This is a genomic window from Gracilibacillus lacisalsi DSM 19029, assembly GCF_000377765.1.
Classification (GTDB): Bacteria; Bacillota; Bacilli; order Bacillales; family Amphibacillaceae; genus Gracilibacillus; species Gracilibacillus lacisalsi.
This window is the reverse complement of the sequence record NZ_KB898688.1, coordinates 16420-27643: the sequence shown is the minus strand read 5'-3', so window position 1 is coordinate 27643 and position 11224 is coordinate 16420. Positions and strand designations below refer to the sequence as shown.

Sequence of the window (11224 nt, the reverse complement as noted above, 5' to 3'; positions counted from 1 at the left end):
TGTCATGGAACCTTTGAAAGAAACGATTGAGATAATAAAGAATCATGCGACCTATCGCACCACTATCCATTCTGATCAAGGATGGCATTATCAGCACAACCAATGGGTAAGTACATTAAAACAAAATAAAGTATTCCAAAGCATGTCACGTAAAGCTACTTGTGCAGACAATGCTTCAATAGAGAATTTCTTTGGTCTATTGAAACAAGAAATGTATTATGGAGAAGAACTAGTAAGCTATGAGGAATTAAAAAGACGAATTAAAGAATACATCTACTGGTATAACCACGAACGATCAAAAGAAAAATTGGCTGGATTGAGTCCAGTAGAATACCGAACTCAATCTAGCCAATCAGCTGCATAACAAGACTCTAACTTTTGGGGGTAACCACCGTATAGACTGCAGAGTTTTTCTTCTTTTAAACCATAGGTATCACATTTTTTTAGAATTCAATGATATATTTTAGTGCTTTCATGAGATAATAATCCAAGTTTCTACCTCTGATATAGGTCGTAGAGTAGTACTTAACGTAGGCAGCCCACTTCCACTCCTGTGGTAATCGTTTGGCCTGAAGATCCACTTTTTCGAGCGGTTTTTGCTCGAAAAAGCTAGCTGAAGGGCAACCCCCACGGAAAGGGAAGTGGGCCAGCCGGAGTGGGTGGTCAAGCTGTTCAAATATTTCAAAATGGATGCTAGAGAAATGGTAAATCTTTAGCTTTGTAGTCATCTCGAAGGAAGAGAAATAAGAGATGTTAGTTTTATTTTCCAGTGACAAATGAATAAGATTATAGATTCGGGTAAATATTCCTGATTTCACTTATCTGTGCAAAAACTTTACAATCCTTGACATCCAAGTAATAGAAGATTAAAATTAACATGTATAATTCATATATTATTATACATTTAAATTTCCAAAAATGTATTATTGTACATGCCGACTTAAAAAAATTGTACAAGTTTATAGCAAGAGGAGGTGAAAGTATGGATACTGTAGCGATCATCATCTCCATTTTGCTTACATTTGTCGGTATTGTTGTTGGTTATCTGATTAGAAAGAAAATTGCAGAGAAGAAAATTTCGAGTGCAGAAGAATTAGCAAAACAAATTGTGGAAGAGGGCTATAAAAACGCTGAAGTTGCGAAGAAAGAAGCATTACTAGAAGCGAAGGACGAAAATCATAAAATTCGTCAACAAGCGGATGAAGAGCTTAGAGAACGTCGGGCAGAAATTCAAAAGCTTGAAAGTCGTCTCATGCAAAAGGAAGAAAACCTCAATCGTAAGGATCAAACTTTAGACAAGCGTGAGTTATTGTTAGAAAAGAAAGAAGGTTCGCTTACAGAAAAACAACAACAAATTGAAGAAATGGAAAGCAAAGTTGGAGCAATGTTAAGCGAGCAACAAGCAGAATTAGAACGGATATCAGGATATACCACGGATCAAGCAAAACAAATTATTTTGCAACGTGTGGAAGAAGAAGTTACTCATGAATCAGCAATGATAATTAAAGAGGCAGAAAATCGTGCGAAAGAAGAAGCAGATAAAAAAGCGAAAGATATCTTATCTCTCGCACTACAACGATGTGCGGCTGATCATGTTGCAGAAACGACTGTTTCCGTTGTCAATCTTCCGAATGATGAGATGAAAGGTCGAATTATTGGGCGAGAAGGGCGCAATATTCGAACTTTAGAAACACTAACAGGTATTGATCTAATAATTGACGATACACCAGAAGCAGTAATTCTATCTGGTTTTGATCCAATTCGTCGAGAGATTGCTCGAATTGCATTAGAGAAATTAGTGCAGGATGGGCGAATTCACCCCGCCAGAATTGAAGAGATGGTGGATAAATCAAGACGTGAAGTCGATGAATATATTCGTGAATATGGAGAACAGACAACCTTTGAAATAGGAGTTCATGGTCTTCATCCTGATTTAGTGAAGATATTAGGGCGATTGAAATATCGAACGAGCTATGGACAAAATGTTTTAAAACACTCAACGGAAGTAGCTTATTTATCCGGTCTATTAGCTGCTGAGCTCGGAGAAGATCAAACACTAGCTAGACGTGCCGGTTTATTACATGACATTGGAAAAGCAATCGATCATGAAGTGGAAGGCAGCCACGTAGAAATCGGTAAAGAACTAGCAACGAAATACAAAGAAAATGATGTCGTTATTAATGCAATTGCTTCACACCACGGAGACGAAGAAGCAACATCTGTTATTTCGGTAATCGTTGCTGCAGCAGATGCACTTTCAGCTGCTCGTCCAGGTGCAAGAAGTGAGACATTAGAAAATTACATTAAACGTTTAGAAAAATTAGAAGAAATTTCAGAATCATATGCAGGTGTTGAAAAATCATTTGCAATTCAGGCTGGTAGAGAAATTCGTATCATCGTCAAACCAGACGAAATTGATGATGCAGAATCTACCAAGATCGCAAGAGATATTCGTAAACGAATTGAAGATGAGTTGGATTATCCAGGTCATATAAAAGTAACCGTAATCCGAGAAACTCGTTCAGTAGAATACGCGAAATAGAGAGACTTTCATAGTCTCTCTATTTTTATGTTTATCATGGTACTATACATCTCTTGACATCTACTTCAAGCTTGAAGTAACACAAGGATAATAGACGCTAACCTCCTGATAAGCATAGCTAATGATTAGTAAGGATGAATCATAGACTCACTTTATATTGCATATTCTTTACTATATCAATCATATGAAATAAGTCTCGGTAAGGTTTGGCATCAAACTTTGACTTTTAGAAAATAATGTGCAAAACTATGGGTACTTAAAATAGAAAGGTAGACGTAGATGAAGATTTTATTTATTGGTGACATTGTAGGTTCACCAGGAAGAAATATGGTACAAGAGTATTTACCAAAATTAAAAGCAAAGTATCAACCACATGTAACGATTATTAACGGTGAAAATGCAGCAGCAGGAAAAGGAATTACCGAGAAAATTTATAAAAGCCTACTTGAGTGGGGGGCGCAAGCACTTACTATGGGCAATCATACCTGGGATAAGCGTGAAATTTTTAATTTTATTGATGATGCCACTTACATGGTTCGACCAGGTAATTTACCGCCTGATACACCCGGAAATGAAATTGTCTACATTAAATCAAATGGACAAGAGATTGCAGTTATCAATTTGCTAGGCAGAACGTTTATGCAGCCAGTTGATGATCCGTTTCGTAAAATAGATGCATTGATTAATGAGGCAAAAAAACGTACTAATATTATTTTTGTTGACTTTCACGCAGAAGCCACAAGTGAAAAGCAAGCTTTTGGATGGTATGCTGATGGTAAAGCAAGTGTAGTTGTAGGTACACATACCCATGTGCAAACGGCAGATAATCGCATATTACCTAATGGTACAGGCTATATAACTGATGTTGGGATGACTGGGCCTTATGACGAGATATTAGGAATGGAGAGAGAAGCTGTGATCAAGAAATTCCTTACTGGATTGCCTGTCCGTTTTGAGGTACCAAAATCAGGACGTGCCCAATTAAGTGGTGTATTAATCGATATCGATAATTCTACAGGAAAGGCAGTAAAAATCGATCGAATCCAAATAAATGATGATCATCCATTCTTCTCCTAAGCCTTGTCACCAGCGAAAAATTTGAAATTTCGACGACTATCCTTCATAATAAAAAGGAATATATTGAAATATCATGAATATAGTAAAAGTGGAATAACAATAGCAATTGAAGGAGGTACCAGGAATGGACATATTAAAAGTTTCAGCAAAATCAAACCCGAATTCTGTAGCAGGCGCACTTGCAAATGTATTACGTGAACGTGGTTCAGCGGAAATCCAAGCGATAGGTGCCGGTGCACTTAATCAGGCAGTGAAAGCAGTTGCAATCGCACGTGGTTTTGTTGCTCCAAGTGGAGTGGATCTCATTTGTATTCCAGCTTTTACTGATATTATGATTGATAATGAAGAGCGTACAGCTATAAAGTTAATTGTCGAGCCGAGATAATACGGAATATTAGTAACCTGTTTGTTAATAGACAAACAGGTTTTTAAATGTCTATTTTTAGCAGGGAGTGGAGTAGATGATTATCGATTGTCATTGTGATGCATTGTCTAAAATGTGGTTGCACCATGTCGATTTTGACGATGATTCCGTTCTAGATGTAAATTATCAGAAATGGATGCAAAGTCCAGTAAAAGTGCAGTGTTTTGCTATTTATATTCTTGAACATACTCCTACAGAATCGAAATTTGCTGTGGCATTACATATGGTAGACCTTTTTTTTGAGAGAATTATTAAACCGTTTTCTAATATCCGCTTTGTTCAAACGAAGGAAGATATAGAAAGCCTGAAACCAAATGAAAAAGGTGCAATGCTAACCTTAGAAGGACTGGATTGTATTGGGTCGGATCTGTTCAAACTGAGAATACTTCTTCAGCTAGGCGTGAAGATGATTGGTATGTCCTGGAATCATGCAAATCTAGCTGTAGACGGGATAGAAGAGCCAAGAGGTAGTGGGATTAGTTCGCTAGGGAGAAAAGTTATTGAGTTGGCTAATCAACATAAGATATGGATCGATCTCGCACATATTTCGGAGCAAGGATTTGATGATGCAGTAGAACTTAGTGATCATTTGATAGTCTCTCATGCAAACAGTCGATCTGTTTGTGCACATTCTCGTAATCTAACGGAACAACAAGTACGTAAAATCATTAATCACAACGGGTTAATAGGTGTTACTTTCGTCCAATATTTCGTGACAGCCAATCATCGTGCTACTATAGATGACCTTTTGCGACATATATCCTTTTTTATAAGTGTTGGCGGAGAAGATCATCTCGTATTTGGGTCTGATTTCGATGGAACAGACCAATTTGTAGAAAATCTGTCTTCTATCAATCAGTATCACTGCTTACAAACTGCGATGAAACGAAAATTTCCTGCGTCCATTGTAGAAAAAATTAGTTATCAAAATTTTATCAATCATTTTCCAGAATAATTGCTAAAATATCAATTAATTCGCTTTGTATTTACACGGTTTTTCCCCTATAATAGATGAAGTAGTTTGTTAAGATTGATTAGGGGTAAGAAAGGAGATAAATAGCATGAACGAAAAACAACGATTAGAAAGTCAACAAATTAACCAAAAGAGTTCGGCGGACGTAAAATCCGATGCGAACGATAATTTAGATCGTTTAAAAAACATGTCAAGCGATGAGTTAATTTCGAGATATTTCCAAACAACTTATGAACCACCAAACATGCGTAAAGCAAAGAAACGATTGAAAAAAGATGTAGATATTCATTATGATTTTGACATTCCATTAGAGATGAGAGCGATTGGTAAAGGGAAAAAATTCCTTATCCGAACTTATGGATGTCAAATGAATGAGCATGATACCGAAGTGATGGCTGGTATTCTTACCCAAATGGGGTACACTCCAACAGAAGATACGAATGATGCAGATATTATTTTATTAAATACTTGTGCAATCCGTGAGAATGCAGAGAATAAAGTATTTGGTGAACTTGGTCACTTGAAACCATTAAAATTAGAGAATCCGGATTTAATCTTAGGTGTTTGCGGATGTATGTCCCAAGAAGAGTCAGTAGTGAACCGTATCTTGAAAAAACATCCATTTGTTGATTTGATTTTCGGTACACATAATATTCACCGTTTACCACAACTCATTAATGAAGCGATGTTCGGCAAGGAAATGGTTGTCGAGGTATGGTCTAAAGAAGGCGACATTATTGAAAACCTTCCAAAGCAACGTAAAGGTAAAATTAAGGCATGGGTTAATATTATGTATGGTTGTGATAAGTTCTGTACGTACTGTATCGTGCCATATACTCGTGGTAAAGAGCGTAGTCGTATGCCGGAGGATATTATCCAGGAAGTACGTCACCTTGCCGCTCAAGGATATAAAGAGATTACCTTATTAGGACAAAATGTCAATGCTTACGGAAAAGACTTAGAGTTTGAGTATGGTCTCGGTGATTTGATGGAAGAGATCAGCAAAATAGATATTCCTCGTGTGCGTTTTACAACATCACACCCTCGAGACTTCGACGATCGCTTAATTGAAGTCCTTGCAAAAGGTGGTAACTTGCTAGATCATATTCACTTACCAGTACAATCAGGTAGCTCTGACATTCTCCGGGTAATGGCGCGCCGTTATACAAGAGAAAGCTATTTAGAATTGGTAAGAAAAATTAGAGAAGCCATGCCAAACGCTACATTAACTACTGATATTATTGTTGGTTTCCCTAATGAAACAGATGAACAATTTGAAGAAACGATGACGCTAGTCGAAGAAGTTGGATTTGAAAGTGCCTATACCTTTATTTATTCACCTAGGGAAGGTACACCATCTGCACGTTGGGAAGACAATATTCCAATGGAAGTGAAGAAAGAACGTCTGCAACGATTGAATGCACTAGTGAACAAGCAGTCAGCAGAAGCGATGAAAAAATATCAAGGAGAAACAGTAAAAGTATTGGTAGAAGGCGAAAGTAAAAAAGATCCTGATGTCTTATCTGGGTATACTGAGCGCAATAAATTAGTAAACTTTAAAGGACCAAAATCTGTCATTGGAGAAATTGTTGAAGTGAAGATCACGAACACCAAAACATGGACTCTAGATGGAGAAATGGTTGAATCAGCAGTTGAGGTGAAATAAATGGCAAAATATACGAGACAAGAAGTGATGGAAGAAGCACATAAATTAGCTAACAAAATGGCTAACATCGAAGAAATCGATCGTTTCAAGCAATTAGAAGCTAAATTAAATGAAAATAATAAAATTCAAAGCTCGATTAAAAAAATCAAAGCCTTACAAAAACAAGCCGTTAACTTCCAAGCTTATGGTAAGCATGAAGCATTAAAACGTGTGGAAGCAGAAATCGACCGCTTGCAAGAAGAAATTGATGAAATTCCAGTTGTGCAGGAATTTAAGGAATCACAAGTTGTCATTAATGATCTTCTTCAACTTGTAACCAATACTATTGCTAGAGAGATCACGAATGAAGTGATTCGCTCCACAGGTGGAGATGTACTTGCTGGAGAAACAGGGTCTAAAAAAGGACAAAGTCATTGTTAACAATCAATAAAAGCATGATCAGCCAATAGAGTTGATCGTGCTTTTTCTGTTTTGCTGAAAGGAGATAGCAGATTTTTTCAATTCCTTCCACCTTCTCGAATGCTAGATGTCCGAATTAACTAAATTATATTCTTGAACTAGTAAAGGAAATAATAGAAAATAAAAAGAGAATTACTTTATCTCTAATTACGATTTATTATGTAAAATAATGTAAGTTGGGTTAAGGTTTTCATATCTACAGACTTACTTAATTCAACTATGCATTCAAGGAGTGGAATAGATGAAACGAATCTCAATTTTAATAGTTGATGATGAACAGGAGATTAGAGATTTAATTGCCATCCATCTAGAAAAAGAAGGATATGATATTATCAAAGCATCTGATGGACAAGAAGCCATTCAAATGATCGAGACAACAGAAATTGATTTGCTGATTTTGGATATAATGATGCCAAAAATGGATGGATATGAAGTAACAAGGCAAATACGTGGTCAACATAATATGCCTATCATATTTTTGAGTGCCAAAACATCTGATTTCGATAAGGTACAGGGACTTGTTATCGGAGCTGATGATTATATGACTAAACCATTTTCACCTATGGAATTAGTAGCTCGTGTAAATGCTCAATTAAGACGATTCATAAAATTAAATCAAACACAAACAAATAATAAATTGACCTTAGAATTTGCTGGACTAGTAATTATTCCTGATCAACGAGAAGTTATGTTATACGGCGAAAACATTGAGCTCACGCCAAAAGAGTTTGATATATTGTATTTATTAGCTAGTCACCCAAAGAAGGTTTATAGTGTGGATAATATTTTTCAACAGGTATGGGGACAAGCATATTTTGAAAGTGGTAATACGGTTATGGTCCATGTGAGAACTTTGCGGAAAAAACTAAAAGAAGATAAGCAAAAAAATAAATGGATTAAAACAGTTTGGGGAGTGGGGTATACTTTCAATGGTTAATAGGGTACGCAAATTTCGTTCAAAAATGGTGTTGCTTTTTGGTTTGAGTTTACTGTTTGCTGGACTGATAACATATTTTATCTTTAAAGTACTACAACTTTATTATCACACTATGGTAGATTATGGAGATCCATTATTTGAAGTTCGGTTATTCATCGGAAGGGTTGGGGACATTAATTTCTTTTTACTTTTTTTCATTCCACTTTCCGTCTTGTTTTTCTATTTCTTTACGAAACCTTATTCTGGCTATTTTAATGAGATATCAAATGGGATTCATTATCTTGCTCGTGGTGACTTTACAAATACTGTTCAAATTCAAACAAATGATGAATTTAAAGACATTGCACAGGACATTAATTTGGCAAGTGAAAAATTGCAACAAGCTATAGAAAGAGGAGATTTCTCTGAAAGTAGTAAAGATCAGTTAGTCATAAATTTAGCTCATGATTTGCGTACACCTCTTACATCTGTATTAGGCTATATAGATTTAGTCTTAAAGGATAACAACTTGACACAAGAACAGATTCATCATTTTTTAATGATTGCCTTTACTAAATCTAAGCGTTTAGAAGGACTCATTGATGAATTATTCGAAATAACTAGATTGAACTATGGTAAGTTACCAATTAATAAAAAAGAAATTGATTTATCTGATTTACTGCATCAATTAAAGGAAGAATTGTATCCTATCTTCGAAAATAATAATTTAGTTTGTCGAACAAAATTGAGTTCCCCATTACCAATTTTAGCTGATGGGGATCTGTTAGCACGTGTCTTTGAAAACCTTCTGACGAATGCAATTCGATATGGATATGATGGTCAATATATTGATATCAATGGTTTTATTGATTCGGGGGAAGTTGTTATTCAAATCATCAATTATGGGGATAGCATTCCACCAGATGAACTTCCGTATATTTTTGACATGTTCTATACTGGGGATAAAGCTCGCACTCATCAAGAAAATAGTACCGGCCTTGGCTTGTTCATTGCCAAAAATATTGTCGAACAGCACAACGGAATGGTTCATGTTGATAGTGATTTAATACGGACAATATTTGAAGTGCGCTTACCATAGGAAATTGAACCAGTTAATGAATAAAATCAATGTACAAATTTAAGAAAAATTTAAACTTTACCCTACTTTTTATTTAAGAAGTTTTTCCTATACTTTAATCAACTAGAAAGTAGGAGGAACTTAAAATGAAAAAGTGGGTAATTTTATTGTTTTTGTTAGTATGCTTGGGTATCTCAATTGTTTATATCGTACCCGATACCCAGGAAATTCCGGATATAGAGATTAAACCATCTGATCAGAATAACGATGATCCATTAGATGGTGAACTTTCGTCTGAAAACACTCTACAGAAAGAAATTACAGAAGATCAAATCAAGCGCGGAAATCTACTTTTGGTCAATAGTGAATATCCTGTAGACCAAGACAGTATAAAATCAGATATCGTTAATTTATTTACAGATAACGAGTTAACACAAGGTTATGTGTTGTTAGAGTCTGAAATGTATTTATCCAAAGATGTCGCACTTAGATTTTCTAAGATGGTTGCAGCTGCTCAAAAAGACGGCGTTAATCGTTTTTTAATAAGTAGCGGTTTTCGAGAATTTGAAAAACAAGAAACTCTTTATCAAGACAAGGGAGATGATTATGCTTTACCACCAGGACATAGTGAACATAATTTAGGTTTAGCACTTGATGTAGGTTCTACCGAAACTTCGATGTATAATGCATCAGAGGGAGAATGGATAAAAGAAAATGCTTGGAAACATGGATTTGTTTTACGCTATCCAGAAGATAAAGTGGACGTCACTGGGATCGAATATGAACCTTGGCATATTCGGTATGTAGGATTACCACATAGTGCGATTATTAAAAAGAAGAATTTTGTGCTAGAAGAGTACTTGGATTATCTGAAGGAGAAGCAGAAAGTTTCTATCGAGTATAAGGATGAGCAATATACTGTTATATATTATCCTTATTCCGAAAACCTAACAATTAATATACCGGAACATAAGGAGTATGAAATTTCTGGAAACAATATGGATGGGGTAATTGTGACTGTATATGAAAATAGATAATTAAAAAATTCACGACCTTAGAATTAAGCAAATTGAATATTATCTGCGTCAATAACACTGTAAATAGGCTAGCTTTAGGAAGGATTGTAACGAATTTATAATCCCTCATTTTACATATGTACACATTCCTAGGCAACTGCATAGGATGAAGTAGGCGCTATGGCTAACATTTTTTATACGAATGAAGGCACTATAGACGAATATCTCGCATATGATGAAATTGAAATAAGAGGGAGGTTATAATTCGATGTCTTATCTAGACCAAGAATACCGAGAAATTATAACAAAAGCGGTGATTGGAAAGGGTAGAAAATTTAAGCAAGAAACGAATACTATCTCACCAGCGCATCGTCCATCAAGTATTTTAGGTTGTTGGATTATCAATCATAACTATCATGCAAAATTAGTGAAAAAGGATACAGTAGAGATTAAAGGAACTTATGATGTAAATGTGTGGTATGCATACAATGATAATACAAAAACAGAAGTAGTAACAGAACGAGTAGAATATTGTGATCATGTACCGTTATCGATTCGAGATAAACAACATATTGGTGATGAGTGTGAAGTAATTGCAAAAGTCATTCAACAACCCAATTGCTTAGAATGCAGTATTGATACGAAAGGGAATAAAATTAAAGTGGATGCAGAAAGAGAATTCCTAGTAGAAGTTATCGGTGAAACAAAGATCTCTGTTAAGGTAGATCCTAAAGGTAAAGTCTATGATGATGAAGATTGGGATCTAGCAATTTCAGATGATGAATTCGATGACATTGACCCTGATTTCCTAGACGATCATGAAGAAGAATAACGTATACAGTGTGGGGAATGCTCACACTGTATTTTTTTATTTTATAGAAAGAATGAAATCAGCGCAGGAGTCTCCGTAATTAGTCTCCGCTATAAGGAGGTGCAACAATTCTTGTCAGAGGTAATAGGTTAACTTTTTACAATGGACAAGGTGAAAATCGCTATTAGTAAGGGAAAACAACCTTGTTACCTCATGCTATCGTTGTAGAGCATGATAATAGCGGAGGCCGCCCACTTTCACT

10 protein-coding genes and 1 pseudogene are annotated in these 11224 nt (G+C 35.7%); all 11 read left to right on the top strand.

Annotated features, from left to right (window positions below):
- Nucleotides 1–364 (top strand): IS3 family transposase (locus D569_RS0121400; RefSeq protein ID WP_018934490.1); only part of this gene is annotated, 364 nt, incomplete at its 5' end.
- 618 nt (nt 365–982) lie between these two features.
- On the top strand, nt 983–2542 hold the full coding sequence (rny, locus tag D569_RS0121395; protein WP_018934489.1) for a ribonuclease Y: 1560 nt from the start codon (nt 983–985) through the stop codon (nt 2540–2542).
- A gap of 279 nt (nt 2543–2821) precedes the next feature.
- Nucleotides 2822–3619, top strand: coding sequence for a TIGR00282 family metallophosphoesterase (locus tag D569_RS0121390; protein WP_018934488.1), 798 nt, complete (start codon nt 2822–2824; stop codon nt 3617–3619).
- Nucleotides 3620–3743: 124 nt separating this feature from the next.
- A complete protein-coding gene (locus D569_RS0121385) occupies nt 3744–4004 on the top strand; it encodes a stage V sporulation protein S (protein ID WP_003468886.1) in 261 nt (86 codons plus the stop codon).
- A 76-nt stretch (nt 4005–4080) separates the two neighbouring features.
- The gene (locus tag D569_RS0121380) at nt 4081–4998 is read left to right on the top strand and encodes a dipeptidase (RefSeq protein ID WP_018934487.1); all 918 of its coding nucleotides are present in this window, start codon (nt 4081–4083) and stop codon (nt 4996–4998) included.
- Nucleotides 4999–5104: 106 nt separating this feature from the next.
- Nucleotides 5105–6682 (top strand): tRNA (N6-isopentenyl adenosine(37)-C2)-methylthiotransferase MiaB, encoded by a 1578-nt coding sequence (miaB, locus tag D569_RS0121375; protein ID WP_018934486.1) that lies wholly within the window; start codon nt 5105–5107, stop codon nt 6680–6682.
- Complete coding sequence (locus D569_RS0121370; RefSeq protein ID WP_018934485.1) at nt 6683–7102, top strand: YlbF/YmcA family competence regulator; 420 nt, start codon at nt 6683–6685, stop codon at nt 7100–7102.
- Nucleotides 7103–7382: 280 nt separating this feature from the next.
- Entirely contained in the window at nt 7383–8078 is a 696-nt protein-coding gene (gene vanR / locus D569_RS0121365; RefSeq protein WP_018934484.1) for a vancomycin resistance response regulator transcription factor, VanR-F/VanR-M family, read from the top strand.
- Nucleotides 8071–9156 carry a HAMP domain-containing sensor histidine kinase gene (locus D569_RS0121360; protein WP_018934483.1) on the top strand — a complete coding sequence of 362 codons (1086 nt, stop codon included), beginning with the start codon at nt 8071–8073 and terminating at the stop codon, nt 9154–9156. The genes vanR and D569_RS0121360 overlap by 8 nt, the downstream gene beginning before the upstream one ends.
- A gap of 125 nt (nt 9157–9281) precedes the next feature.
- Nucleotides 9282–10013: pseudogene (locus D569_RS0121355) on the top strand (M15 family metallopeptidase); the annotation flags it as partial.
- A gap of 406 nt (nt 10014–10419) precedes the next feature.
- Entirely contained in the window at nt 10420–10983 is a 564-nt protein-coding gene (gene cotE, locus D569_RS0121350; RefSeq protein ID WP_018934481.1) for an outer spore coat protein CotE, read from the top strand.
- Nucleotides 10984–11224 lie beyond the last annotated feature (241 nt).

Bases quoted from the DNA above. Each gene is read 5' to 3' on its own strand.
- D569_RS0121385 (WP_003468886.1), top strand. From the start codon at position 3,744: ATGGACATATTAAAAGTTTCAGCAAAATCAAACCCGAATTCTGTAGCA.
- D569_RS0121390 (WP_018934488.1), top strand. From the start codon at position 2,822: ATGAAGATTTTATTTATTGGTGACATTGTAGGTTCACCAGGAAGAAAT.
- cotE (WP_018934481.1), top strand. From the start codon at position 10,420: ATGTCTTATCTAGACCAAGAATACCGAGAAATTATAACAAAAGCGGTG.
- D569_RS0121370 (WP_018934485.1), top strand. From the start codon at position 6,683: ATGGCAAAATATACGAGACAAGAAGTGATGGAAGAAGCACATAAATTA.
- miaB (WP_018934486.1), top strand. From the start codon at position 5,105: ATGAACGAAAAACAACGATTAGAAAGTCAACAAATTAACCAAAAGAGT.
- D569_RS0121360 (WP_018934483.1), top strand. From the start codon at position 8,071: ATGGTTAATAGGGTACGCAAATTTCGTTCAAAAATGGTGTTGCTTTTT.
- rny (WP_018934489.1), top strand. From the start codon at position 983: ATGGATACTGTAGCGATCATCATCTCCATTTTGCTTACATTTGTCGGT.
- vanR (WP_018934484.1), top strand. From the start codon at position 7,383: ATGAAACGAATCTCAATTTTAATAGTTGATGATGAACAGGAGATTAGA.
- D569_RS0121380 (WP_018934487.1), top strand. From the start codon at position 4,081: ATGATTATCGATTGTCATTGTGATGCATTGTCTAAAATGTGGTTGCAC.